The sequence below is a fragment of the Paenibacillus montaniterrae genome (assembly GCF_018403185.1).
Taxonomy (GTDB): domain Bacteria; phylum Bacillota; class Bacilli; order Paenibacillales; family Paenibacillaceae; genus Pristimantibacillus; species Pristimantibacillus montaniterrae.
Map to the genome: position 1 here is coordinate 109502 of NZ_BOSE01000008.1, position 25463 is coordinate 134964.

Annotated in this window: 22 protein-coding genes; 2 read left to right on the forward strand and 20 right to left on the reverse strand. The window is 46.4% G+C overall.

The window, feature by feature from the left end; genetic code table 11:
• Positions 1 to 71: 71 nt before the first annotated feature.
• Together KJS52_RS19370 and KJS52_RS19375 are read right to left on the reverse strand one after the other, a co-directional pair.
• Complete coding sequence (locus KJS52_RS19370) at positions 72 to 245, reverse strand: hypothetical protein (protein ID WP_213518493.1); 174 nt, start codon at positions 243 to 245, stop codon at positions 72 to 74.
• Positions 246 to 257: 12 nt separating this feature from the next.
• Positions 258 to 1766 (reverse strand): extracellular solute-binding protein, encoded by a 1509-nt coding sequence (locus KJS52_RS19375; protein ID WP_246563767.1) that lies wholly within the window; start codon positions 1764 to 1766, stop codon positions 258 to 260.
• 151 nt (positions 1767 to 1917) lie between these two features.
• Here KJS52_RS19375 and KJS52_RS19380 point away from each other — a divergent pair, with 151 nt between their 5' ends.
• Positions 1918 to 4236, forward strand: coding sequence for a helix-turn-helix domain-containing protein (locus tag KJS52_RS19380; RefSeq protein WP_213518495.1), 2319 nt, complete (start codon positions 1918 to 1920; stop codon positions 4234 to 4236).
• Positions 4237 to 4344: 108 nt separating this feature from the next.
• On the opposite strand, the gene KJS52_RS19385 is transcribed toward KJS52_RS19380, so the two are convergent.
• On the reverse strand, positions 4345 to 4947 hold the full coding sequence (locus KJS52_RS19385; protein WP_213518498.1) for a TetR/AcrR family transcriptional regulator: 603 nt from the start codon (positions 4945 to 4947) through the stop codon (positions 4345 to 4347).
• Positions 4948 to 5122: 175 nt separating this feature from the next.
• On the opposite strand from KJS52_RS19385, the gene KJS52_RS19390 reads away from it, so the two are divergent.
• A complete protein-coding gene (locus KJS52_RS19390) occupies positions 5123 to 5677 on the forward strand; it encodes a hypothetical protein (protein ID WP_213518500.1) in 555 nt (184 codons plus the stop codon).
• Between the two features lie 187 nt (positions 5678 to 5864).
• Here the strand turns inward: KJS52_RS19390 and KJS52_RS19395 are convergent, their stop codons facing one another.
• The 17 genes from KJS52_RS19395 to KJS52_RS19480 form a co-directional block, all read right to left on the reverse strand.
• A complete protein-coding gene (locus tag KJS52_RS19395; protein WP_213518502.1) occupies positions 5865 to 6458 on the reverse strand; it encodes a TetR/AcrR family transcriptional regulator in 594 nt (197 codons plus the stop codon).
• Between the two features lie 28 nt (positions 6459 to 6486).
• Positions 6487 to 7272, reverse strand: coding sequence for a DNA alkylation repair protein (locus tag KJS52_RS19400; protein WP_213518504.1), 786 nt, complete (start codon positions 7270 to 7272; stop codon positions 6487 to 6489).
• A 2-nt stretch (positions 7273 to 7274) separates the two neighbouring features.
• Positions 7275 to 7712 carry a VOC family protein gene (locus KJS52_RS19405; protein WP_213518506.1) on the reverse strand — a complete coding sequence of 146 codons (438 nt, stop codon included), beginning with the start codon at positions 7710 to 7712 and terminating at the stop codon, positions 7275 to 7277.
• 177 nt (positions 7713 to 7889) lie between these two features.
• Positions 7890 to 8756, reverse strand: a complete 867-nt coding sequence (locus KJS52_RS19410) for an AraC family transcriptional regulator (protein ID WP_213518507.1) — start codon at positions 8754 to 8756, stop codon at positions 7890 to 7892.
• A 214-nt stretch (positions 8757 to 8970) separates the two neighbouring features.
• Entirely contained in the window at positions 8971 to 9393 is a 423-nt protein-coding gene (locus KJS52_RS19420) for a VOC family protein (RefSeq protein ID WP_213518509.1), read from the reverse strand.
• Positions 9394 to 9477: 84 nt separating this feature from the next.
• Positions 9478 to 10284 (reverse strand): AraC family transcriptional regulator, encoded by an 807-nt coding sequence (locus KJS52_RS19425; protein ID WP_213518511.1) that lies wholly within the window; start codon positions 10282 to 10284, stop codon positions 9478 to 9480.
• An 81-nt stretch (positions 10285 to 10365) separates the two neighbouring features.
• Complete coding sequence (locus KJS52_RS19430; RefSeq protein WP_246563769.1) at positions 10366 to 11307, reverse strand: alpha/beta fold hydrolase; 942 nt, start codon at positions 11305 to 11307, stop codon at positions 10366 to 10368.
• A gap of 108 nt (positions 11308 to 11415) precedes the next feature.
• Positions 11416 to 12201 carry a TetR/AcrR family transcriptional regulator gene (locus KJS52_RS19435; RefSeq protein WP_281425655.1) on the reverse strand — a complete coding sequence of 262 codons (786 nt, stop codon included), beginning with the start codon at positions 12199 to 12201 and terminating at the stop codon, positions 11416 to 11418.
• A 180-nt stretch (positions 12202 to 12381) separates the two neighbouring features.
• Entirely contained in the window at positions 12382 to 14112 is a 1731-nt protein-coding gene (locus KJS52_RS19440; protein ID WP_213518517.1) for a copper amine oxidase N-terminal domain-containing protein, read from the reverse strand.
• Positions 14113 to 14400: 288 nt separating this feature from the next.
• Entirely contained in the window at positions 14401 to 16206 is a 1806-nt protein-coding gene (uidA, locus tag KJS52_RS19445) for a beta-glucuronidase (RefSeq protein WP_213518519.1), read from the reverse strand.
• A 49-nt stretch (positions 16207 to 16255) separates the two neighbouring features.
• Positions 16256 to 17863, reverse strand: coding sequence for a response regulator transcription factor (locus KJS52_RS19450; RefSeq protein WP_213518521.1), 1608 nt, complete (start codon positions 17861 to 17863; stop codon positions 16256 to 16258).
• A gap of 3 nt (positions 17864 to 17866) precedes the next feature.
• Positions 17867 to 19564: a sensor histidine kinase gene (locus tag KJS52_RS19455; RefSeq protein WP_213518523.1), complete on the reverse strand. Its 1698-nt coding sequence runs from the start codon at positions 19562 to 19564 to the stop codon at positions 17867 to 17869.
• A gap of 185 nt (positions 19565 to 19749) precedes the next feature.
• Positions 19750 to 21078, reverse strand: coding sequence for an ABC transporter substrate-binding protein (locus KJS52_RS19460; protein ID WP_213518525.1), 1329 nt, complete (start codon positions 21076 to 21078; stop codon positions 19750 to 19752).
• A gap of 513 nt (positions 21079 to 21591) precedes the next feature.
• Positions 21592 to 22434: a carbohydrate ABC transporter permease gene (locus KJS52_RS19465; RefSeq protein ID WP_246563771.1), complete on the reverse strand. Its 843-nt coding sequence runs from the start codon at positions 22432 to 22434 to the stop codon at positions 21592 to 21594.
• 15 nt (positions 22435 to 22449) lie between these two features.
• Positions 22450 to 23340 carry a carbohydrate ABC transporter permease gene (locus KJS52_RS19470; protein ID WP_213518527.1) on the reverse strand — a complete coding sequence of 297 codons (891 nt, stop codon included), beginning with the start codon at positions 23338 to 23340 and terminating at the stop codon, positions 22450 to 22452.
• A 201-nt stretch (positions 23341 to 23541) separates the two neighbouring features.
• The gene (locus tag KJS52_RS19475) at positions 23542 to 24378 is read right to left on the reverse strand and encodes a sugar phosphate isomerase/epimerase family protein (RefSeq protein ID WP_213518529.1); all 837 of its coding nucleotides are present in this window, start codon (positions 24376 to 24378) and stop codon (positions 23542 to 23544) included.
• 57 nt (positions 24379 to 24435) lie between these two features.
• Positions 24436 to 25452 (reverse strand): zinc-dependent alcohol dehydrogenase, encoded by a 1017-nt coding sequence (locus KJS52_RS19480; RefSeq protein ID WP_213518531.1) that lies wholly within the window; start codon positions 25450 to 25452, stop codon positions 24436 to 24438.
• Positions 25453 to 25463 lie beyond the last annotated feature (11 nt).

Genomic DNA, 25463 nt, shown 5'->3' on the forward strand with positions numbered 1-25463 from the left:
ACCCACAGCCTTGGTGCCGAAACAATCATTTGCTCATGCTGAAGCCTTTTGCAGAGCATGTGAGGTAATGATTATTGAGCGAGTTTATGATACTCGCCGCCGCGCCACCAGAACGCGTCTGAAAATTTTGAGGACACTGAACGGATTTTCAGGCACGCTCCTGTGCTGGCATAAAAAAACTGCGGCAGGCAAGCGCTGAAATGCGCTGCTCTGCCGCAGTCTGTTAAAATGCTCAAAATGCTCATCGGGGTACATGCCTACTGATTGTATGCTGCTGAATACTCAGCAATAATTTGGTTGCCGCCGTTTTTGCGCCATAGCTCCACTTGCTGGGCAAAGCCCTGCTCGTCGATTGCGCCTAAAATATAATTGTACGTAGCATCGGATATGATTTTGAAGAGCTCGCTGCCCCGTTCATCATAGGTTGCAGACTCCAGCCCGATCGTCGGGTCCGCTACTATAAATTTATTGTTATCCTCCACCAGCTGCTCGGCATAGCTCCATAAATGATGCTGCTGCGCGACCTCCATTACATTGGGATTACTCAGATCAGCAATCATAAGCGAGAACAGCGCATCAACCTCCTGTGTACGCAAAGCGGCCAGCTCCTCAGGCAAAATCGCCTTGCCGTCCTTCACATAATAATGCTTATCCTCGATGCCAAAGTGAAGCAGATTGGCAACATCAGCGTCCATTGTACGGTCAAAAAAGGCCAGCACCTTCAGCAGCTCCTCTTCTGTAGCAATTGCCTTTTTGGAAAACAGATACAAGCCGTTGAAATTAGGGATCGACCATATGCGATAGCCTGACGGACCTTCTATGCGGTTAATTACGGTAAACTCCACGCTTTCATTAAATTGCTTGGCCTCCTCATACAGTCGCTTCACATCCGTCATAGCGCCGATATATACGCCCGCGACCCCACGGATCAACAGCTCACGCTGCATTTCCTTGCTTGTTACGGGAAAATCAACATTAATCAGCTTTTCCTCATACAGCGTTTTCATAAAGTTCATCGTGTTCATATACGCTTCGGTTTCGAACTCCGGTATGAAGCCTTGCTCTGTCAGCTCCCAGTTGTTCGGAGTACCAAAATAGGAGCTTAACGTTTTGAATGCACCGTATATCAGATCGTTGCGATCGGTTAAGCCAATCGTATCATCAACCCCGTTGTCATCCGGGTCCTGATACGTAAAGGCATGCAGAACATCATACAATTGCTCAATCGTGGACGGCTCTTTCAGCCCCAAATTTTCAAGCCAGTCCTTGCGCACAATAATACCTTGACGCGAAGATGGACGCTCGGTATATAAGCCGTAAATTTTCCCGTCGACTGCAGTTTGCCTGAAAATATCCTCGCTCAAATGCTTTAAGTTAGGAAAATCCTTCAGGTAAGGACCGATTTCCCAAAATGCGCCTGTACGAATCGCATTTTTGACAGAAAGATAGTCTGTATATTTTACAAAGGTCACCTTTTTGTAGGAGCTTGTCGTTAGTGCAGTGTTCATTTTATCAGAGTAGATTCCATCCGGCACCCAGCTTATGTCGAGCCGAGTATTTGTCAGCTGCTGCAGCAGGTCGAGTGTTTCATCACTTGGAGAATGAGGAAAATGCAACGGCACCATTATCGAAATTTCGGTTGGCTTCGTCTCCTCGACTGTTGTCATGCCCACAGAAGCAGCGCAGCCACATAAATATGCAATCATCATTACAGGCACGCAAAATCGAATGAAATTGAGCATGCAGGAGCGTTTATACCGCTTCATTCTAGATCCCCCTCTAGGATTTTATGGTATTTCATGGTAAAACTGAGATGATGATTATTGCCACGCTAGATGATTATTGTCTATAATGTATGCGTTTACTAAAATAAAGCTAATGACTATCTTCATAACTCATAATAAGGTGTTGAGGGCTATGCGTTCTTTGAACTATCTAACCAAGCTGATTATTTTCGGCTGCCTGCTGAGTACAATTCCCGTTATTTTTATCGGAATCTTCGCTTATGTGACAGCATCAAATGAAATACAAAAAAATGTTAACGAAGGAAAAATGCAGTTGATCATGCAGATCAATTCAAATGTAGAACAGAAACTAACGACTGTCAACCACACGATGAATCAGGTGCTTGCCTCAACTGTACTTAAGCGGGCCATGTCGCAAACGCTAAATGCCGCCGATTTTATGCTTTATGATGATCTGCGCAACGAAATTCGCCATATGCAATCCTTTGACACCCGACTTGAGGATGTTATTTTGCTCAACCAGCGCCATAATTGGCTCATTAAAAATTCTGGGCTGTACGAGTTGAGCGAATATGAATATGCCGAGCAGCTGTCAGAGCTGATTCATGTTCCTGAGCATTCTTCCTGGGTGCTGACGCCGTCTTATTTGTTCTATAGCGAGGAATTTTCAAGAAATACAGCGCTGTGCCCATACAATATTACGCTCGTCAAGCAGCTTCCAGCCAATAGCCTGGACACATACGGCCTTGCCCTGGCTACGATCCCGACCTGCACATTGCAGGAAATGGTCGAGCAAAACATCGATTCCAGCTCCAAGGTCATTATTTTTGACGAGCAGCACAATATTTTGGTTCATACGGATCAGTCGCTTATCGGACAGAAAATAGACGAAGCTGGCATTGATCTGGCTGCCTTGAATGAAATGAGCGGTCAGTACAATACGCAAATTAATCAAATTTCGTCGGCTGTCACCTATTACAAATCGTCGCTCACCGGCTGGACGTATATGTCCATTTCATCAATCGAGGCTTTGACAAGCGAATCGAAAAAAATCGGCCAGTACACGCTATATATTTGCATCGGGCTGATTGTGCTTTGCTTTCTGTTTGTATGGCTGGGTACCAAGCAGTTTTATAGTCCGGTGCGCCGTTTGCTGCTGCAAATTAGCGGCAGCGATCAGCAAGCGGAGGACCAGCAGCTGGAGCGAAGCACGAATGAATTTCAGCTTATTAGCGAGCGCGTGCATGAGCTGTTCCAGTCGAAATCCGAGCTGGAGCATCAGGTCAAGCAGCATATTCATCAGGTGCGCACGCTGTTTTTCATGAAGGCCTATCAAGGGCAAATTAAAGCTGGAGAAATGCGCACTCAGCTGCAGCAATTTGGCTATGGCAAGCAGCTCGAGCAGTGGCATACGATGGCCGGCATGACGATTCAAATTGATTTTCATGCCGCGAGCAGCCATACGATTCAAGATATCGACCTGCTGCTGTTTGCACTGCACAATGTCGTAGAGGAGTGGATTCCTGCTGAGCAACGGCTCGCTCCGATCATTTTGGATCAAAGCGTCGTCGTTATTATCGGCTCGGCTGAACAGGAAGCAGACGTGTTCCACTCGATGCAGTACAGCTTAACGGAATCGCTGCAGCGGCAGGTGCAGCAGCTGTTGAATTTGCAAATTAGTATCGGGATCAGTGCGCCGTTTTACGAGCTTGGCGGCATAGGCAGCGCTTATCGGGAAGGACTGGATGCACTGAAGCATCGCATGATTCTCGGGGCAGGAATTATTATTCAATATGATCAAATGAATGAGCATCGTCATGTGCTGCAGCTTAGCTATCCGCAGCAGCTCGAGCACGAATTGCTGGATGCGATCAAGGTGGCCGAGGAGGAGCGCGCCAAGGAGCTGCTGACTCAGCTGCTTCATAGCGTATTCCAGTCCGACCGCTCGCCGCATGAGTTTCAGTTCCCGCTGACGAGACTGCTTAATAATTTGATCATCTCGATGCAGGAATCGGGCATTACGCTTAAGCAGCTCAAGCATCAGCAGGGCTCTCTGCTGGAGCAGCTGCTGAAAATCCAGCATAAGCAGGAAATCGAACGCTGGTTCTGGAAAACGGTCATCCAGCCGCTTGTTGTTATTTATCGCGATAGGCAAGAGGAACAATATCATAAGCTGTCTGAAAAGATTATTGATCTGGTGCAGCAATATTACGATACCGACTTGACGCTGGAGGAGTGCGCTGCGCGTCTGCATTACAACGCGAATTATTTAAGCAGCGTGTTCCGCAAGGAGACCAGTGTTTCATTTAGCGACTATTTGACGATGTATCGCTTTAAAATGGCTAAGAAATGGCTGGCCGAATCGGATATTGCGATCAAGGATATTGCTGCCAAGCTGCGCTATAACAACCCGCAAAACTTTATTCGCTCCTTCCGCAAGCATGAAGGGATGACGCCTGGACAGTATCGCGACAGGTTTAAAAGCGCTTGATGAAAGGTTCTTGCATTATAGAATGATCGAAGACGCTTCCTGCTCGGCAGCAAATGCTGGCAGGAAGCGTCTTCTGTCTTTTGACAGCGCTAGGAGCGGCATCAAGCTCTAGCTCCGCTCTTTTGCTCCTACCAGTCCATAAAAAAACAGCTCAAGCATTTGATCAATTTGCTGATTGGCCGCTGGTTCCTGGTTGGCCTCCCGCCAATAGCTGCTAAGCTCACGTTGAAACATCATAAAGTAGCGCATTGTCACGGCTTCGGCTTGAGCCTGATTGATATAGCCCTCTTGCTTCCCCAACGCAACAAATTTTCTAAAAAAATGTGCGATTTTCTGCTCCGTGTAGCTTTCCATCTTTTGCATCATTCCACTTAGCTCATGAGATGAAAGCTGTGGCAGCTCATCGGATAGCTTCCTTAAATTTTTGGCTTCCAGCAGCATAATTTCCTTTGTTTTTTCTGGAAATGTCAGCTCAGAATTGAGAATTTGCTCGTATTGATGCAGCTGTTGGTCCATCCAATAAAAGAGCGTATCCGTGTAAAGCTGCTCCTTCGTGCCAAAATAGTTATAGATTGTTGCAGCCGACACTCTCGCTTGATAGGCAATATCGTTTACACTAATCTTTTGATAGCCGAATTTGAAAAACAGATCTGCTGCTGCATTGAATATTTGTGCAGCTTTTTTTTGCTTTCTTCGTTCGAAACCGTCCACGAAACTCACCTCATTTGTAGTGTAACGAAGGTTTTGGAGTATTTCAATCAATCGAGTATAAAACATTGTAAGAGAGCGTATTATTATTTATAATAGTTTTATAGTATTTTTACTATTTCACTATAAAACTATAAAACTAAAGCTTCGTAAGTTGAAATGATGGGAGTGTATGGAAATGAAGCAGCTTCAAATTCCTTCTTATTTGCATGAACTATTCGGTGAAAGGCAATCGCGTGGCGTTATTGCTATCATTTTGCTATTTGGCGGCGTGCTGACGGCGCTGCTGTATTTCGTTTTTCCCGAGATGACAGCAGCCTTGCCATTATGGCGCTGTGCGTTGGCTTTGCTGCTTATGTTTGATGTTTTTTGCGGCTGTATTGCAAATTTCACTGCATCAACAAGCCATTATTATGCAGCGAGAAAGCGGCATCGTATCCTTTTTATCTCCGTTCATGTCCATCTCATCCTAATCGCGCTGCTGCTTTCCAGCGATATCGTCAATGCGCTGATCATATGGGCGTACACGATCGCTGCCGCTTTTATCGTTAATGCCTTGAACGGCAAGCAGTTGCAGTTAGTAACAGCTGGCCTGCTATTGGCGTTTGGTCTTGGCTGCATGCCGATGCTGCCTGCGATCCAGCCATATATGCTGGCAATTGGATCGTTGTTCATGCTGAAGGTAATGTTCAGCTTCGCTGTTGACCATTACAGTGCCCTGTCTTCCCAATGAATATGCCAGCCATAGTCCTTTCTTATTAATCCTTACAGCTATTTAGCTATAAAGCAAAAAGTGGCTTCCCTTTTACAGAAGCCACTTTTTTATGTGTGCTAATTTTCTATTCGTATAGGTTAGCATTTAGCTAAAGCCCGCACCCTGCAAAGGCTGCTCAATTTCTGCAGGATGCCACTGTTAAGCACTACGCCGAGCTTTGCTTGAAGCCCTCGAGAAACATGCTCAACGCGTTCATCGCTTCGTCCAGCGCATGTTCGTTCAGCGATTCCCTGGCTAGCCAAAGCGCCATTTCATTTAAGCCGCCAGAAATAAAGTAGGTCGTTACCTCAAGTGGAGCTTGGCGCAAGCAGCCCTGCTCCTGCATCGTTTGCAGCTGAGCGCGCAAAAGCCGCATCGAGTGCCGCTGGTCCATTGCTCTCCACTCCTCCCAGCCTAAAATCGCTGGGCCGTCTACGAGCATAATCCGTTTATTGCGCTCCTCAACTGCCGCCATCACAAATGCGCGACAGCCCAAATAGAGCTGCTGCCATACATCTTCGCTAGTCGAGGCCGCTTGCTCAACTTTGTCAGCAACCTCCCTCTGCACGCCCTCCAGCACGCTACGAAACAATTCCTTCTTATTTCGAAAATGATGGTACAGCGCGCCGCGGGTTAGATTCGCTGCTTGCACGATCGACTCCAATGCCGTATCCGCATAACCGTATTCCGTAAAATGTGTTCTGGCGATATCGACTAGCTGGCGAATCGTTTCGGTTGTCTCTTCCTTGCCTCTTCTCATAACCGATATGCTTCTCCATTCGTATTTTCTACTTCATCATTCTGTCTATTAAATCCAGCGCAGCTGGATCATTGGATTTGACCAGCGTCCTTAGCGCTCGTCGCACTAGCCCTGCATCCTGAAGCCTTCCAGACTCCAGCTGCTTGTCCATCCATTCTATTGTGACGTCTTTGAAATCCTTCGTCAAATCGTTCAAATGGTTAGCGACAGACTTGCGCACATAGGCCGACCGATCAGTTAGCAAACGCTCCAGCAAAGCAAGATTGACAAGCGGATCGCCGCAAATGGCATCGATTCGCTTGGCCCATGGCAGGCGCGGACGAGTTCCTTCGCTAACAAGCCGCCGCACATGAGCATTAGCATCGCTGGTCCAAGCATTTAATTGCTCAATGCTTTCTGCTGGATAGCGAAGCAGGTAGGGACGAATCGCATATTCCGAGGTATGGCGCTTCGTAATTTCATACAATGCTGCCATTGAAAGCTCAAAATGCTCCAGCCCATAATGCTCCACGAAATAGGCGATTGGCATTAGGAAATACCCCTCGGTAAACATCCCCTCCTCCTTCTCCATCTCCGGCCCTATGATGCTTAGCAGAATGCGCAGCTGTTCAGGATACTCTTGATGAATCGCCTGACATAAATGCTCAGCTATAAGCTGAACGCGCCCCTTTAGCTCCAGCGGCCGAGCCCTCTCTGCAACTGCTTGTACAAAGCTGTGCGTCGGGAAGTCAGGATAGACTGGCTCAATTAGCTTAGCAAGCCGCTCTGCCAACTCGCCTGCGAAATAATGCTTTAATGGCGTATACGTTCCCATTCTCAGCTCTCCTGCTTCCAAATTTCCTCAGCATACTGATTGCTGTACTCCTGTGACGGCGGAATGACCGTAATTACATCAATAAGTACGCCGTTAGGGTCCGATACAATAAAATGCCGCTGCCCAAAATCCTCACTGCGAATGTCGAGCTGCAAAGGCAGCTTGCTGCGACGAACCAGCCGTTCATACTCGGCATCGACATCCTCCACCTCGAAATTAAGGATTAGCCCCTGCACGTTCCTGTTGTAGCCATTGGGAATTGTAGCGTGTGTGGCATCGAGCACGGCTAGCTCAAACGATTGTTCCGCACCAGCTAATTTAAGACTGACATACCAATCCGCTTCAAATACTTTTTCAAATCTGAAATGCTCCACGTAAAATGCGGCAGTCTCTGCTACTCGCTCCGTTAAAATAACTGGATAAAAACTGGATGGCTTCATGACCAAAACCCCTCTCATTTGAATGACTCAAATTTAACATACATACAGTATGTATGTAAACTGTTTTTTTATTATTCGCCTGGCATGCTGCATCAAATGGCTGAAGTTACAGCAACAGCTTGCTATCATAACGAAAAAAACACGCCTGTTCAGCGTGCTTTTTGAGCTTCTATGCCGTTATTTCTTTTTAACGGGAATCCAGATTTCGGAGTAATAGTTCGGGCTGTACGGATTATCGTTGGGGTAAACCTCCAGCTCTGGCGTTCCTGCATACTCGTAGCCGCTTGAAGGAAACCATTCTGAAAATATTTGCTTCCATACCTTCGGCATCGCATCAGGCATGGCGCCATGCACCTCAAATATCGCCCAGGTTGACGCTGGAATTTCCACGCTGAGCAATCCTTCCGGCACTTCACCTTGATGAGCCGTGGCAATCCAATAATCCATCATTTTCGGCTTAGCTTTCCCGCTGTCAATACAAATGCCTAAAACTCCTTTAAGCTCACCGTCATTCAATGCACATAGTCGATCATTGGTACCATCGGCATGAACATCGCGCCAAAACAGAGCAATTCCTTGATGCTGCTCCTCGTTCTCATAGGAAAATTCCCGCTTTACTCCCACGACCTGAAATGCTTCCTTCTGCATAATACTGTACTTCATCGGTTCGACTCCTTTCAGACTCACCTGAATAGCCAGGCGGTTATAGGATTGCAGCCTGCCTGTGCAGCTTCGCGCTTCGCTAGGCGTAATGCCGTGCTGCTTGCGAAATGCTTTCGTGAAGGCTTCGGGAGTGTCGTAGCCATATTTGAGCGCGATATCGATAATTTTGCAGTCCGAGTGAGACAGCTCTTGAGCAGCCAGCGTCAAGCGCCGATTGCGAATATATTCCCCAACCGTCATATCTGTAAGTATGGCAAACGTTCGCTGGAAATGAAACGGCGATGAATTGGCTTGCTGGGCAATTTGTTCAATCGATATCTCCTCCAGCAAATGCTGCTCAATATAGTCAATCGCCTTCTGTAAAGACTCAACCCATGACATTCTGATCACTCCTCCTATCTGTATTGTAGTCACCGATAACCGTATCTTCCTGTCTTTAAATGCTTAGTGAGGACAGATCACTTTCGCCAATACATGAGGTGCCATAACGACTGCCGAATGATCCTGTCCTGGCAGCAGCTGATGCTCAGCATGAGGCAGCAGATCCACCAGCGCTTTAGCCGCGTCATGGAACAACAGCTCGCACTGCCCAAGCTTAAACCTCGAATTCCCATGCCGGGTTCCAGACGACTTCCCATAAGTGACCATCCGGATCGAGGAAATGACCTGAATAGCCGCCCCAAAACGTATCATGCGGCGGATCCGTAATAACCGCCCCTGCCTTGCGTGCTTGCTCGATGACCTCGTCCACTTCTGCTTTACTTGCTACATTGTGGCCGATTGTCATTTCGGTAGAGCTTGGCGCTACTAACGGAACCTTGGCCTCATGAGCCAAATCCCGACGACTCCAAATCGCCAGCTTTACACCAGCCTGCAAATCGAAAAAAGCAACAGCCCCATGCTCAAACTCTTGACCGATTATTCCTTCGGTTGGCAGCCCCAATCCATCGCGATAAAATGTGAGCGACCGCTGCAAATCATCGACTCCCAATGTGAGTACGGTAATACGTGGCTTCATTGTTCATTCCTCCTGCCGTTTACTAGCGTTACATCTGCATTCTACCGCAAGTCTCATTATCATGATTGTAAAAATCGGACAGCTTTATCCAAACACTTGGCTGGGCGCCAAGCCGTAATAGCGCTTGAAATGCTTATTAAAATGGGATTGATCATAATAACCGTATTGGGCGGCAATGTGAGCAAGCGCAGCTCGCTCGCCTTGCTGCAGCTCTCTTAACAAATATTGAAAGCGAATGATGCTGGAAATTTCCTTCGGGCTTGCACCAATTTCGCTTATAAATACCCTTCGCAAATTTCGTTCACTATAACAAAGCTGCTCCGCAAGCGCGCGAATTGACAGCATGCCGCAACTGTCGTAAATATATTGCATGCCAGTATGCAGGACTGGATTCAAAGCAGCCTCATTGCTGCTTAGTATCGCCATTAATATTGCTTCAATCTGTGCAATTTGTTCAACGATTCCGCTGCAGCCAGCAAGCTGCTCTAAAAAATGTCCAGCTTCCCGCCCCCAAATATGATCAAGCGATACTTGATCCTTAAGCTGAGAAACATGAGACCCCAAAAAGATATGCGCATGCTCCACATAAAGCCGTATCCCTAAAAACGAGCTTTGCCGTGAAACCTGAGTCGTTGCGCAGGAAGTCATTAACCCGGCAGCAAACGCATGATTGGGTGTGCCGTCAGCTTTCCATTCAATAATAATATCTACACAGCCATCCGGTATAATGCGGTTGTCGGATAAAGCTGAATGACAGCTGGATATTGTCCAGTAGCAGGAGACATAGGGTGCAAGCAAGCTGCGGGGCGAATATTCCCGATAGTGAAAGCCGAACTCAAATGGCTTCTGATGTCGAATGACTGGAGGCTGCAAAGGACGGTAATGCTGCATGTTCACCACATCCCAACTTCGTTAAACTTCTGGTACAGGCGTATATTCTTCAATCATTGTAGCACATCAAATTGCAGCATATCACCGTTCAGAAGGTTCTTTCAGCACCAAAGCTTCGATCGCTTGCAAGACCGCTTGCGGATGCAGCTGCGGCAGCATATGGGCGGCATTCTCCAGCTCGATAAGCGTTGAATCCGGTACCTCCTTATGCAAACGATAGCTGTGCTGCTTCGTTTCAAATGGATCATTTACACCTACAACAATAGCTAGCGGCTGCTTAATTGTATGATATTGATCCATCATTTCCTTTGCAGCAGGGACAAAAGCCAGCACATCCTCTCTGTTTGCCTTAAATTGAGAAGGTCGCAGCCAGTAGCTGTGCGTGGCCAGACGGTAAGCCTCCGAAGCCTGTTCAGGCTTGAAGGTTTCGTCTAACGTGCGATCTGCCATTACCGGCCCCACGACGCCAAGCAGCAAATTCATCACAGCATCTCCTACGATTGGCGTTGTGACCAGTGTAGAAATCGGATCGCCTTTTTCCGCAGGATATCCCTCCGGGTACATGCCGCCGCCTAATGTTACAACCCCAGAAATATGCTCGGGATATTCCAGCGCATAGGTAAGCACAAGCAAACCGCTCCAGGAATGGCCGACTAATATCGGCTTTTCAATCTCCAGTGCATGTAACGCTTGATGCAGCAGTCTTGCTTGCGTTTTTGGGGTAACGTCCTCATCTGCAGGCCGTTCGCTGTATCCATAGCCAGGCCGATCAAAAGCAATCGCCTGATAGCCCTCAGCAGCTGCCAGCTCCATCACTTCAGCAAAATCATTTGCGCTTAGTACGCCACCGTGCAGAAATACAACAGGCTGCCCTGTTCCTTTGCTTATATAATGCAGCTTAACCCCTTCCACCGTTACAAACTGTCCAGCAGGCGGATACTTCTTCTCGAACTGCCAAAATTTAAACTGATTGTACCAGAAAAGCATAACTAGCAGTGTGGCAATCCCCATAAAAACGATCATTTTAATATTCCTCCTCAGCAAGCGCTCCATCCCCAATCCTTATACATCAGTTATGCGAATCACATACTAATCAGTATGTTAGAAGCAAATGAAAGCAGCAGTCCTCCTTCACTTGACTGCTACTCCTTTCCACAACGTTCTGGAAACCGTCTCAATCAGCATTCGCAAGGCTTGCGGATCAGGGTCGATCAGCCATTCAATAAGAACTCCCTTTAACAACGAATCAAGCATCGCCGCTAATGCACGCGGACGGATGTCATCCGAGAGAAACCCTCGCTGCTGCAGTTGCTGTAAAAAGCCCCCGACCTTATCTAAAAATGCTGTATGCAGCAGCTGAAGCTTCTGCTGTATTTCAGGCTCCTGCCCAGACACTAAAAATTGCAGAAACAGCTTGGAGCGCTCATCTCCATCCTCGAGGCACAGAAATTGCTGCTCTAGCCATACAACGAGCTCAGCCATTGGATCGGCTGCCGCCAGTATGTGTTCCATCTGTGCCGGCAGCATGCGAATTTGCCGTTCATAGGCTCTTTCCAGCACATTCAAAAATAAATCCTGCTTGCTTGAAAAATGCCAGTAGACAGCGCCTTTGCTTAAACCTGCATGCTCGGCCACCTTATCCAAGGATGAATTGGCATAGCCCTGCACTGCAAAAACAGCTTCGGCAGCCAGGATGACTCGCGATCTTGTATCGGCTTGGTCAAACGCATGCTGATCCGCTTGCTTCTCTTTAAACCATTGCCGCATCGCTTCCTTGCTGCCAAAATGTCTGCGAACAGCAGTCCAATGAACGCCAGCTGCTTGCGCTACCTCAGCAAATGTAATTTGATCAAAAGCTTTCGACATTGCCAGCTGCTCTGCCGCTGCGAAAACTTTCTCCTTAACTGACAACTGCATCACCTCGCTTCAACCTTAATGCTATTTCATCACAAAAACATACCACGTAGTATGTGAATATCATAATCGGTAAATCAACCGCTGTCAATATTGTGCTTGCACAGCTGTTGAGCGGTACAAAAAAGAGAGGCAGATGGATGCCTCCCTCTTCACCTTAAATATTAGCACGATGCTGCAGACTTATTTGGTCGTGATACGTACCGTGCTTGTCGCTGAATCCCACTTCACATCAGCTCCAAGCGCTTCACTAACAAAGCGGATCGGAACCATCGTCGCTTGATTGATCACTTTAGGCGCAGTGTTCAGCTCGGTCTTTTTCCCGCCAATAGTAGCGATTTTGGAATCTATCGTCAATTTGATGACCACACCATTCTTCTCGGAGGTGACGGTGCGCGTGGAGCCATTCCACTTGACCTCACTGCCAAGCGCTTCAAAAATGCCGCGCATCGGGACGAGAACACTGCCGTTCACCATTACTGGCGGCTGTTCATACGACTGCGGCACACCATCGATTTCAACATCAATACCTGATACATTTGGCATGCTGATCACATTGCCGCTCCCATCGTATACGGTCATTTTGGCAGAAGCTGTGCCCGAGTCCAGTGTCAGCTGGAACGAAGCGGTCGAGCCGCTAGCGACATACTGCTGGGACGTCTTTACAGACATCGACTTGCCTGCCGAATTATAAGGAGTAACCTTAACAGTGAACGTTTGTCCTTTGCTGCCGTTCGTAACAGCTCCGGTAATGTAGCTTTTGCCGTTAAGCTGGTACATCCCGTAGCCCCAGCCTTTAGGGTTTTGATAGCCTCCAGCGGCCAGCGCCCTCACCTTTTTGACGCTAGAGCCTGCCTGCAGCGTCGTTTCAAAGGTGCCGACATGTTGATGCGCCGAATATTGACTGCTTGCTCTAACCTCTATTAATTTCCCTCCCGCATCAAAGCCATAAACGACAACTCCAGCAGTTTTGCTTGAGCCGCCGTTCTCAAGCGCAGAGGTAACTAGCCATTTGCCGTCCGTCAAGCGAGAACCAGTAGAAAGCAGCTCCAGATCTGTAGCCTTGCCGGTAGCAAACGCCTTAACGCTTGCAACCTGAGCGCCGGCTTTAAACGTGACATCAAAATTCCCAACATTCTGTCTCGCCAAATAGCCTTGCGCAGTCCTTGTCTCGATCAGCTTCCCATTTTTGTCGTAGCCCTCAAAGACTACTCCGATCGTACGGCTCGAGCCACCGTTTTCAACGCTTGCCGTTGCGGTTACTTTGCCAGCGGCAGATGCGACTCCGTGCCCGAGCAGCGTAATGACTTTGGCTTCTCCTGTCGTCTCCACCTTAACCGAATCAATCAAATCCTTATGCTTCAATTGAATATTGAAGCTGCCGCTTGAATGGTTTGCAAGGTAGGCGTTCGCAGCCTTCACTTCTACCGTGCGACCAGCCTTATCAAGTCCGTAAGCCACCATACCGGCAACCTGACTGGAGCCGCCGTTTTCAACAACGCCCGTCACTTCCAAATAATCACCATTTGCGCGGCTGCCTGATGCCAGCAGTGCAAGGTAGGATTTGTTGCCGATCGGCTGCACCTCAACCGATTTAATGCTTGAACCGCTGTCCAACATAATTTCTAATACTGCGGTTTTGTCGCGCATGATAAATTCCGTCTTGCCTTTTACTTCAATCCTGTTCCCCTGTCCATCCAAACCAATCGCAACGGCGCCGCCGACCTGACTGGCGCCATCATTGCGCACATCGACTGTCACCTTCATTTTCGAGTCGACCAGCTCGTAATTTGAGTTCAAAATTTGAAATTGTCCCGCAGCCTCTGCCTGGCTAACGCCCAGCCCTAGCAGCGGCAGCGCCAACAACGCCAGCATGACGGTGTAAAGCGTCAACCTTTTCACAAAAATTTGCAATTCTAACACTCCTTATCAACATATAAACATCACAGCAATGAAATCTGAACGAGCGACCTGCTTCTCGTTCATCAGTGACCATTATAGTATTGATAGGTAGTTGATAAAATAGGAATAATTTACTGAATTCTGGAAATTCGAGATCGGCTTACGAATTTCTATCGCTCCTGCAACTACAACTGGGCAATGTTTTTATATAATTTAATAGCTACTGCGAAGATGGCGTGGGACTTCCGTATCAGGCTAGAAAGTTCTAGGGTAAAAGCTGACGAGTCCTGTTCCCCTTACCTACTGCAACGGTTTATAGCCGTAATCCGGAATAGCCGTCCAACGCTTCCTTAAGTAGTGAGCTGCAGCCTTCGGTTTGCGATCACGGGTAAACACACCCTTTTTATTGCCATTAACCCGGCGAATATGCTGGCTTGTCGCAAAATCTGCAAAGTTCCAAACATGCTCGCCCACAAAGCTATCAATGCCATCAAATACTTCGTGATTGACGCGCAAATATTCGCTTTGAAATTCCTCAGTAAACAAGACCGGATTCACTTCATGGAAGCCAGCGATCGTATCAGCACCATATTCCGTCATAATCATCGGCTTTCCAGGGCAACGCTTCACCCAAGCGTCCAGCTCGGCCTTAAGCATAACTTTTGCCACTTCCAGATCACCGCTATATTCATACCAGCCATAGTAACGATTTAATCCCAGCACATCTACGATTTCAGCTATTTTATCCTGCTCCGGACTTGAACCGATATAGGTTACAATCATGACCGGCCTTGACTGCGGATCGATTTTCTTCGTCAAATCGACTAGCGGCTTGAAATACTCATACGCGCCTTCCTCTTCCGTTGCAGCTTCGTTGGCTATCGACCACATGACAACGCACGGATGGTTTTTGTCGCGTGCAACCATATCCATTAGCACATCCTGATGATGCTCAAACGTTTTTACTCTTGCCCAGGTGCTATCCTCCTTGGCAATGGCTCCCGTAGCATGGAAATTAAAATGCACGCCTACTGCCGGCGTTTCATTAATGACGACGATACCCTCTCTGTCGGCAAGCCGCATTAACTCTTCCGAATAAGGGTAATGGGATGTGCGGAACGAATTGGCGCCGATCCATTTCATTAGGTTAAAATCGATAATATTTACCGCCTCTGCAAAGCCGCGTCCGTGAATAGGGGAATCCTCATGCTTGCCGAATCCTTTAAAGTAAAATGGCTTTCCGTTAATTAGAAATTTCCCGTCTCTTACCTCTACTGTACGAACGCCAAAAGGCTCCTCATATACATCAACGACTTGTCCATCGCGTAATAGCTCAACCTTCAGCGTATATAAATAAGCATTTAACGGCTCCCATAATTGAACGTTGTCGAACTCAAGTCGGCCCTTGGAACCCGCTCCGCTTACAACCTCATTCCCTGCTTCATCCATTACGGTTACCTTAATCGCAGCAGTGTCACCAGCCGTATCAATCGCGTAATCTACAACAGCGCTTGCTCCTTTATAATCCGCTGTAATAACGACATCCTTAATAAATGTTTTTGGCGTAGTATAAAGCTTGATCGGCCGCTGCAGCCCGGCATAGTTGAAGAAATCAAAGTTCGGCAAATTGCGAACAACTTTTCCTAGACCTGCAACCTCCTCTTCCTGATAAATCCCGATCGGCAAAGTAGAATCATCTAAAATATTGTTCAAGGCAACCGTAATTCTCAGCTTGTTATGTTCAATATAATCATTGACCAGCACTTCAAAGGGTAAAAATCCTCCTTTATGCTCGATCGAAAAAGCGCCATTCAAATACACTTTAGCCAAATGTGTCGCTGAACCAAAACGAAGCACAATTCGTTCGCTTTGCAGCACAGTAGGGATGCTTATCTCCTTCTCGTACCATACCCAACCGACATGACTATGAATTTCCTGTTTAACACCAATATCGTTATAGGAAGCAGGCACAGCCATTGGAATCGTATCGGTTAATCTCGTACGATACCATTGCTCCTCAAAGCCTGTACCGTTATCCAGCTTAAACTCCCAAACCCCGCTCAAATCAATGACACTTCGAGTTGCAGTGTTGATTGGAAATAACATGAAAACCTCTCCCCTTTTCTTCTCATAGCGGCATTAATAATAACCTTGCTTATGGTTCACGGCTCCCGCGCTTATACTCCATTGGCGACGCACCAAAATACTTTTTGAACACCTTTATAAAATAGCCTTTATCCTCGAAGCCGAGCTTGTCCGCAATTTTTTCGATACTCTCATTCGTATTATCGATAAGCTTTTTTGCTTCCTCTATTTTCATCTGGTTGACGTAATCAATGAAATTCATTTGCGCATGCTGTTTAAAGATTCTGCTAAAATAGCTCGGATTTAAATGCAGATGCGCTGCGACATCCCCTAGCGTAATTTTTTTATCCAAATTCAAAAGCACATACTTTTGCGCTTTAATGATTTCCTCTTTTTTCGGCAAATCATGAACGTCCTTTATTTTTGCAACCGCTTTGTGCAGGCTGTCAGCTAGCCATTCCGCCAATTGCTTCACTGTTTTCGCTTCGGCAATTGAACGATGGACTACAGATTCCGTTGATTCCAGCTCGGCATGCTGCAGCGACCGAATCATTTTATCCACCTCGAACAAAAGATCGCGCACCCATTGCTTGACCATATCAGGCTCATACTGATGCTTAGAAATCGTGCTCGTCCAGCTTTGTACCCAGGCATCCAAGCCATGCAAATCCTCCTGCAGAATGAGCCGTTTAAGCGCTTGAATCGAATCCATCGCATGCAAGAGAGGGTATTCTGCTGAAAAGCTTATCTGCTTCTGTTCAAGGATTGACCCGGGCTCCAAATAAAATCTTTGCGCGGAGTATGCGAGCATTGCATTTAATTCACCGGTTAAGCCGTCAGGAAATGTGCAATTGCTTCCTATAATTGAAGTAATCGTTAGTTTTAGAAACTTGCGCAAATTCATATGGATTTCCTTGATCGCTTGCTGGATTTCTCCTTCAGCAATAAAGGCCTCGCGCGCGTAGAAAATAAAAAAGGTATCTTCCTTATAAAATAAACAAAACCCTGTTCCTGATCGGCTCAACGTCTCAGCAATCACATTGTCGATGGCAAATTTTAGAGCATCCTCCGAATATCGCGTCTTTAGAAGCTGCTCGTAATCGTCGATGAACGATAGAATTGGCATGCAATTTTTATAGGTCGAATTTAACTCCAGCTCATGCTCATGCTTTTTTAACCATGCGGAAATCGCCTTGGCATCGCCCGTTATTAGTCGCTCCAGCAGCTTGCTTCTTAGGACGGTTAAATTCTCTTTAATAAAAAACTTCATATTATTTAGAATGTTATGACTGGCTGCTTCCTTATCCAGCTCTTCTTTTAAGCGCAGCATCATTTGCGTAATACTTTCAGGATCAAACGTCTCCTTTAAAATATAGTCAAATGAATTCAAGCGTATCGCTGTCTGGGCGTAGCCGAAATCATCATAGCAGGTTAAAAAAACCGATTTCACCTTTGGATTGATCGCGATTGCCTCTTTAATCAGAGTAATTCCGTCTTTTTTAGGCATTCCGATATCCGTCATAATGACATCTGGATTCGTATCGCTCATCATCGTTAGCGCTTGCTGGCCGTCCTCGCATAGCCCCACTACCTGGAAGCCCAAATCTGCCCACGGAATCATTTTTCTTAAATACTCTAGCACGAGGTAATCATCATCAACGAGCATAATTTTATACATGTGCTATCCCTCCTGATTCCCTGGAATATAAAATGTAATTTGGGTTCCGCCCGATGATAGATTTTCGATATTCATTTGAAATTTATAGCCATAAATCAGATGCATCCGTTGATACACATTGCCAATCCCGATTCCGGTAAAGGAGGATTGATTTCGATTCTCTGCCTCGAAGGAGTCTGTCAGCTGGAGTTCAGCTTGCAATTGCTGCAGCTGATCCGGCGTTAATCCTTTGCCATTATCCGCTACCGAAATCCGCACGCCATCCCCCTCCATTTTTGAGGTGATAGTAATCGTCCCGCTTTTCTCATCAAATCCGTGCAGGATGGAATTTTCAATTAACGGCTGAAGGAAAAAGCACGGCACCTCGAAGTCCAAAGTGCTCGGCTCCAAATCCTCGGCTAATTCAATGCTGGAATTGCTTTTGAAATTCATTAATCTTAAATAGTGCCGGATGACCTCGATTTCCATTTTCAACGGGACAAGCTCATTTTTTCGGTTAAAGGTCATTCTTAGCAATAACGTTAAAGATTGAATCACCTTTGAGCTTGCTTGATCTCCATTCATCGAGATGTTCAGCCTTAAGGAATTAAGCGTATTGAACAGAAAGTGCGGGTTAATTTGCGCCTGCAGCATTTCCAGCTCTGCTTTCCGCTTGCTTTTTTCGACTGCTTTAATTTGCTCGATCATTTGTTCAATCGTATCCATCATCGTATCCAAAGAGTGGCCTAATTGCTCGATGTCCCCTCTTCCCTTTACGCCTGACCGAACATTTAAATTACCCAGCTTTACTTGCTTAATAACCTTATTCAATGACTTGAGCGGCTTTGTCAGCAAACTGACAAGCAGCACTAACAGGATCAAGAACAGCAAGAAAAAGAACAGCAGGATGAACAAGGTATTTCCCATCACCTTCTGAATATTGCCAACCGCCGTTTTCTGGGGAACGAGACTAACCAGGCTCCAATCGCCATAGGCAAATGGATGGCTGACCATCAAGTAGTCCTTCTGATGAGCTTGCACCACATGATAGCCTCCGGCTTGCTGCATGGTTTCATAGTATGGAAAGTCTTGTTCAATCAGCTCCTGCTTATTATGAGACAGCACCTTGCCATTCGCATCAACGAGCATAATTTCTTGCTGCGCATCGAAGGCGCGATCATTGAGCAGTGATCGAATCTTCTCTTCATGAATGCTGATCATCTGCAGCGCCTTGTGCTTTTCAGTAAGCTTCACCACACCGGCAATGGAAATTAGATAAGGAAATTGCTCCTTCTCCGCCTCAATATAATTGGGATGAACGCCAATCCAGTGAATACCGTAATTGGAGCTGTCAATAATATCAGCATAAAGCTCCTGCCAGCTCATGTCTCCGCGTTTAAGATTCGGGTAATTCGTATAGGTATAGCCATGATCAAGTACAATCGCTAAATAGGAGGGGACCAGTAGATTGGTCAGCCCTTCTAAATTTCTCGATATTTCAATGTCATCAAGCGCATTCGACTCTCGCGTCGTTAAGCCTTTCTCTGAGCGTTCAATATTGCGGTTTAAAATCGCTTTAATCGGCTCGTTGAATTGTATATAATTGGACAAATACAGCAGGTTATCGAAATAATCGGACAGCTGAATATCCAGCACTTCCAACGTATCCTCCGACTGTGATACGGATAGCTGCACCAGCTCGTCTTGTACGAGCTTATTCATTAAAATAAACGATAAAATTAAAGGCAAAAGGATACATAGAACGGAGGAAAGAATAAGTCGCGCCCTCAAAGATCGGTTATTCAATGCTTGCATCAATTTTTTCATTGCCTCATCACGTTCTTTCCCTTTCGCCCGCTAAAATGGATAAAGAGAGAGGCTTCGCTCTCTCTGTTATCCTCTATTCATTATTTATTGCGATCAATTACTTTTTGTACGGCATCTGTAGCATTTTTCATGGTTGCATCCAGTTCCTGTTCACCTAACAAATACTTCTCAACCTCTGCTTTATAAGCATTATATACTTCGGTCATATAGCCTGCAGGTAGGAATTGCTTCGCTTCCTCGCCAGTCTCAAGTACATAGGTGAGTGATTCGACATCAACCGCAGCTGGATTCGCAGTTGTCGCTACCAGATTGTTCAGCACTTCTTTCACATCTGTTTGCTTCCAGGCTGGAATCGCTTTATTTTGCACAAGCATGCCTTCCGTTGACATCCATCTCATAAATTTGTAAGCTTCTTCTTTATGCTCGGAATTTTTACCAAGCGCAATCATATCGGCAGATGCGAAACGATATTGTTCATCATCCGCTTTATCCTTGGGCCATGGAGCCCATGCAATTGTAAATTCCGGAGTGAAGCCGCCCCATTCCGTAACCATATAGCTTGGGATCGGAACCATACTTGCCTTTTCAGTGAAAAATTGCTGGCGATAATTCAGCTTTTGCGAAACGATGTTGGCATACGGCTCAGAGGACTGATCGACACGCTCTAACTCATAACGCAATTGCAGCGAAGCTTCTACAGCTGGATCTTCCATATTAGATGAACCGTCTGCTTTAATCAACAAACTTTCGTCGCCCTTGCTAAATAGCTTTAAAGTATCATAAATCGTTGACCATGTATGAAGATAAGAGCCATAGCGCTGATCAGTCGTTAACTGTTTGGCATAGGCTTTGTAGTCATCCCATGTCCAATCCGTCGGTACCGCCAATCCTGCTTCATCCAAATGATCCTTGTTCATCATAATCAAGTACGTATTGTATTTCATCGGAAGCGCATAGTAAGTGCCGTTTTCATCAGCTGGAGTTACACCCATATTATAAATTTCTTCTGCATTAACGCCTTCCTCGTCAAGATAAGCATTTAGCGGATCAACCATCCCAGCGGAAATACGCTTCGCCAAATCCTCTGAGCTGGAAAACATAATCAAGTCTAGTTTATCCCCGGATGCCGCAAGCAAATCAAGCTTTTTCAAGTAGTCGCGCGCATCCATATTTTCAACCAGCGCATTGACATTAATCTTCACGCCTGGATTCGCCTCTTCATAGGCTGCAATCGTTTTTTCCCAGGAGCCGTTTTCTTCATTAATCCAAGTATACAAGTTTAAAGTTACAGTATCCTCAGCTTCTGCATCCTTCCCATTCTCAGAAGCCGTATCCTTGCCGCAAGCAGCCAGTACAAGGCTGCTTACCAGCATAACAGACATTAAAGTGACCAGCCATTTCTTTCTCATAATAATCCCCCTATATATTTTTATCACATACATTCAAAGCCCCTACCAAATCCCGGCTTTCAGGACCAAGAAGATGGCACGATACTAGAAGGCGAGGAGCGCAGCGTAGATAGACCTACGTGAGCACCGGAGCCCTCGGTAGCGTGACATATTCGCCGTCGAATCCGCTACAACGCAACTACATCGTCATCAACCCCCCGCCAAAGCCCGGCTTTCAGGACCAAGAAGCTTGGACGCTAGTAGAAAACGAGGAGCGCAGCGTAGGCAAAAGCTACGTGAGCACCGCAGTTTTCGCTAGCGTTCAAGATTCGCCGTCGAATCCGCTACAGAGAAGCCACATCGTCATCAAACCCCCGCTAAAGCCCGGCTTTCAGGACCAAGAAGATGGCACGATACTAGAGGGCGAGGAGCGCAGCGTAGATACCTACTACGTGAGCACCGGAGCCCTCGGTAGCGTGACATATTCGCCGTCGAATCCGCTACAACGCAACTACATCGTCATCAAAGTCGGGCTTAGCCTTTGACGCCACCTAGCGCTATCCCTTCTATAACCTGCTTCTGACCAATAATAAATACAATGAGCAAAGGAACAATCGCGGATACAGCAGCGGCCATCATTAACGAAAAAATAGACCCGTGCGCATCAGCAAACTGCTTAATGCCAATTTGAATCGTATACAGTGAATCTGAACGCAAGAAGATAAGTGGATTCTGATAATCGTTCCAAGTCCAAATAAATCTTAAAATCGCATAGGTAGCAATCGCCGGTTTAATTAATGGCAGCGCAATGCTGAAAAACGTGCGAATATGGCCAGCGCCATCCATTCTCGCCGACTCAATCACTTCGTCATGGACCGATACAAAAAACTGTCTCAGCATAAACGTACCGAAGGCACTAAAGCTGTTCAGCAAAATTAAGCCCAAATGTGAATCGATTAAGCCGCTTGAAGAATAAATCAAATATTGCGGAATAACAATCGCTTGCGGTGGAATCATATACGTCGATAGTACGACCAGGAAAAGCAAGTCCCTGCCCTTGAAATTAATTTTGGCAAAGGCATATGCAGCAAAGCATGAAAACACAGATGATACAATGGTCGTAAACACCGATATTTTGATCGAATTCCAGTAATACAAGGCAAACGATTTTGCCCCGAACCAAACCTCGTTATAGTTTTCTACAGCGTTCCATGTGGACGGAATCCACTCAATCGGAAACTTGAGTACATCTGATTCTAATTTAAAGGACGCTGAAATCATCCATAAAAATGGCATTATGAAAATGAGGCCGACGATTGCGAACAAAATCGTTGCCAGCAATTTAGGCCAATGTATTCTTTTAAATGCTGACTCCACCTATCCCCCTCCTTTCTAATAATTTACCCATTTCTTCTGCCCCATCCATTGCAAGAACGTAATGACAACTAGAATAAGGAACAGAATTACTGAAATTGCCGAAGCGTAGCCCGTTTTCAATTCCTCGAACGCTTGCTGGTACATATACAGCACCGGTATCGTTGATGAATTTGCCGGCCCGCCTTCTGTTAGCACGATGATTAAATCGAACACCTTGAAGGTCGACACTATTCCTTGAATAAGCAGCAGAAAGGTGGTTGGCGTCACCAGCGGCACGGTAATGTTTTTGAATTTGTACCACATGGACGCTCCATCTACCTCTGCCGCTTCATACAATTGCGGCGGAATATTTTGCAGCGCAGCAATATATAAAATGACCTGAAAACCAATCTGTGTCCAAATGATAATCAACATCACGGAAACGAGTGCCCAATCCGTACTCGCAATCCATCCAGGAACATTTTCTATGCCAAGCGCCATTAAGGTTTGGTTTATTGGCCCTTGCGTAGGATGGAACAGCACCTGAAAAACTAAAGCGATCGCAACCGTACTTGAAATATAAGGCATAAAATAAATGACTTTGAACGTATCCTTAAAATAAACCCCTTTATTGATCACTACCGCAAGAATGAGCGACAGGAACAGCCCAATCGGAACAACTAATAGCAAAATAAAATTGTTGGTAAGCCCTTTCAAAAACACTGAATCACTAAACAGCGCCGCGAAATTGTCCAAGCCTACAAAATTTGCCCCTGCTAGTCCGGTTACAAAATTCCAATCGGTCATGCTTAAAATAAAGGAAGCAACAATCGGGAAAAGAATCAGCACAGCGCTGCCAAGCAGCATCGGTGCGACAAATAAATATCCCGCTACATTATCTCTTAATTGATTTTTACTCAATAACATGTTCACCTCCTTGATATGTACCCATTATAGGTTTTGCGAAATCCCCTCAACAATGGAATATCATTACGGCTTCGGTAATATTTTTACCTCTTTAGCGCATTTAAATATAGAAAAACCACCAGCTAGTACGATAACGTATCGCAACTAACTGGCGGTATCATGTTGTCATCCCTATTGCCAAAGCTTAATCTCAAGCTACAATCAATGCGGCCATACGCGGTCAAATGCCTGGCGGCTTCGTTCCCACAAAGCATAAGACGACTCGCTTGGCTGTGCTGCTGTCAGCACCTCCTGGGCAACTACCCCCATGTAGCCGATGTCCTGCAATGCCAGCAGAAATCCTGTCACATCAATGCTTCCTTCCCCTGGATATAGGCGGTCAAAGTCAAGCAATTCATGTGCAGGAAGCGGCTTGGCGTCGTTAATATGAACATGAACAATTTGCTTGGCTTCCAGCTTCCGAATAAGGCCAAGATCAGCTTCAGTTGTATGCCAATGATAGCAATCAAGCAGCAGTCCGATATTCGGCCGATCCAACAGCTGAATCCAGTCGAGAAAATGGCCTATTTCCCAGAGAAACGGGTAATCGCAAGATTGGCGAAGATGATGAGGGCCAACGAACTCCAACGCCAGCGACATGCCATAAGCATTGAGAATATCAGCACATAGCCTTAGCCTTTTGCTCGCGGCTATTAAAAAATGAGCTGGCAGATCATTGACTGAAGGCAGCACATATGTGCAGCATACTTTGCAGCCTAAAACAGCTGCGGCTTGTGCCTGCTGCTTTAATAGAGGCAGATCAGCTTGAAATCGATCGTCTGATTCCCGCCACTGCACAGGCAAGCCGATCGCTCCAATCTCGATTCCTGAATGACGCAGCATCTCCCCGGCATCGTCCAGGCTAGTTCGCTTGATCCAGTCAACAATCCGACCGCCATCCTCTTCAATAGCTTGAAACTTGAATTGTGAAGCAAGCTGCACAAACTCACTTGTATCCTTAACAACGCCAATTCCTGCTCGACTTATCCCTCGCTTCATGAAGCATCCCTCCAACATTATAAATGTAGCATAGCAATGGCGATATGCCCCGGTCAATTATTCGGACCAGTCGAACAATACGCCATGATAGCGATCCTTATGAAGACGAAGGCCCTCGTATGCGACGGCAGCCTCCTCGGGTTTCATAATATGGCTGATTAATGGCTCAATCACCAGTCTGTTATTACTTATCAGTTCGAGAACCACGTTGGAGTTTCTAACCAGTGAATGCTTGACATAGTTGTCCGGCTCCAGCGGATACCGCCACTCGTGAGCGCCCTTAAAGGTAATTGCCCCTTTGCCAATCAAATGACTATAGTTGAAAACATCGGTAACATTGACTGTATATTCTCCACGAGGACTACCGAGAAAGATTAGTTCTCCAAATTGAGCAATCATCGGCAAACTATCAACCGCTACCTTAGGGACGCCAGTGGCCTCGATCAACGTGGAAACGCCAACTCCGCTAGTAGCCTTGCGAATTTGCGAAACCACATCGCCGTCCGCTGCAGACAATCCAAGATAGAGTCCGCATTGTCCAGCGAGCTTTAGCCTTTCTTCCGACAGATCGATTCCAATTACATTCGCTCCCTGCAGCTTTGCCAATTGCGAGGCCATGTTGCCGACCAAGCCTAGCCCGGTCACGGCTATCGTGTCGCCCAGTTCAATTTGGGACACCCTGATGGCTGTCATCGCTACAGTTGCCAAGCGAGTAAAGGGGATTAATCGCAGGTCCATATTTGCAGGAGCTTTAAGGAACACCCCTGAGGTTGGAACCACTTCATATAAGCAATGCTTGCCATAGTGAAATATAAGATCACCAACAGCAATCCCTGCTGTCTCCTCTCCCAATGCCACAACTTCACTAACAGCGGCATACCCGGGAATTCCCGGCATGCTGAACCAGCCTTCTCCACCAGAAAGACAGGCTAGCTCTGTTCCCGGACTGATCAGCGTATACCGTTTTTTTACAAGCGCTTGCCCTGGTCGGAGCACCGGGGGGTTATAAGACAACTCATCTACCAGAAGTTCTACTTTCCAAGGAGCAGTAAACACAATTTGTTTATTTTTCATTACGCTTATCC